This is a genomic window from Mesorhizobium sp. M1E.F.Ca.ET.063.01.1.1, from assembly GCF_003998155.1.
Taxonomy (GTDB): Bacteria; Pseudomonadota; Alphaproteobacteria; order Rhizobiales; family Rhizobiaceae; genus Mesorhizobium.
Genome location: NZ_RZSC01001172.1, coordinates 1 through 1224, shown reverse-complemented (window position 1 = coordinate 1224; position 1224 = coordinate 1). Strand labels below are relative to the sequence as shown.

Below are 1224 nucleotides of genomic sequence, written 5' to 3'. Positions count from 1 at the left end.
GTTTCCGATATCGACCGAGACACTCAGCTGAGGGTATCTTTGCATGAAGTCAGGGATTGCCGGTGCCAGGCATTCGTTGCCAAACGCGGTAACGCACGACACGCGCAGCAGACCGCGCGGGGTGTCGTGGCGCTCGCGCACCATATTCCGCATATGGTCGAGTTCCTCCAAGAGGCCCGCACTTTTTTGCACGAACTCCAATCCGGCATCGGTCAGATTGAGTTGACGGGTCGTGCGGTTAAACAGCCGAGCACCAAGGTCCGCCTCAAGTTCGGCAATGATCCGGCTCACCGAGGGTGCGGAAATTCTGAGCTCGCGGCCAGCCAAGGTAAAGCTTCCTTGTCGCGCTACTTCGACAGCCACGCGCATGGCCTCAACCACGTCCATTGGTCATTCTTTCGCAATTCAAAACAATCTTTCTCGCGCAGCGCCCATTAACACGGAATGCAAATCTATGCATGACAGAGAGGCAGCCTTCCATTCACGGAGATCGTCATGGCAAGAAATCCCAGCTGGATCCTTCGGAGCTATCCCTCGGCAATGCCCACGACTGAGAACTGGGCACTTGAAGATCGCCCTGTTCCGGAAGCGTCAGGCGGAGAGCTCCTGGTCAAAACCCTTTGGCTCTCAGTGGACCCTTACATGCGTGGCCGCATCAGCCCGGCGAAGAATTACGCCGCGGGATTCAAGCTGGGCGATCTGATGCTGGGAGGCGGCGTCGGGGAAGTGATTTCATCCGGATCATCTGACTTCAGGCCGGGTCAGATCGTGATGAGCGACTATTTCGGCTGGCAGCCCTTCACCGTCGTTCCGGCGTCATCGGCAAAGATCGTGACCACCACTGACGCTCCCATGCAGGCCGCCCTAAGCTACCTCGGAATGCCCGGTCTCACGGCCTATTTTTCTCTGCTCAAGACCGCCCGCCCCAAGCCGGGTGAAACGGTGCTGATTTCCGCGGCGTCCGGTGCCGTCGGCCAGATCGCGGGTCAGATCGCGCGTATCAAGGGCCTTGATCCGGTTGCCGTGGCCGGCACCGATGAGAAGCTCGAATGGTGCAAGGAGCTTGGCTACCGGGCCGGCGTCAATCACCGTACTTCGGCTGACTTGGTCGCCGATGTCGCTGCGGCTTGCCCGAACGGGGTGGACGTGTTCATCGACAACACCGCTGGCCCCATTCACGATGCAGCCATGCTGAACCTCAACACGTTTGGCAGGGTAGTCGTG

At 59.2% G+C, this 1224-nt stretch carries 2 protein-coding genes; one reads left to right on the top strand and one right to left on the bottom strand.

Annotation, left to right across the window (positions count from 1 at the left end; translation table 11 throughout):
* The coding region (locus tag EOA29_RS36995) for a LysR family transcriptional regulator (RefSeq protein ID WP_145970071.1) at positions 1-387 on the bottom strand (387 nt) is incomplete at its 3' end.
* Positions 388-495: 108 nt separating this feature from the next.
* On the opposite strand from EOA29_RS36995, the gene EOA29_RS36990 reads away from it, so the two are divergent.
* Positions 496-1224, top strand: a 729-nt coding sequence (locus tag EOA29_RS36990; protein ID WP_145970070.1) for an NADP-dependent oxidoreductase, incomplete at its 3' end; no start/stop codon positions are given.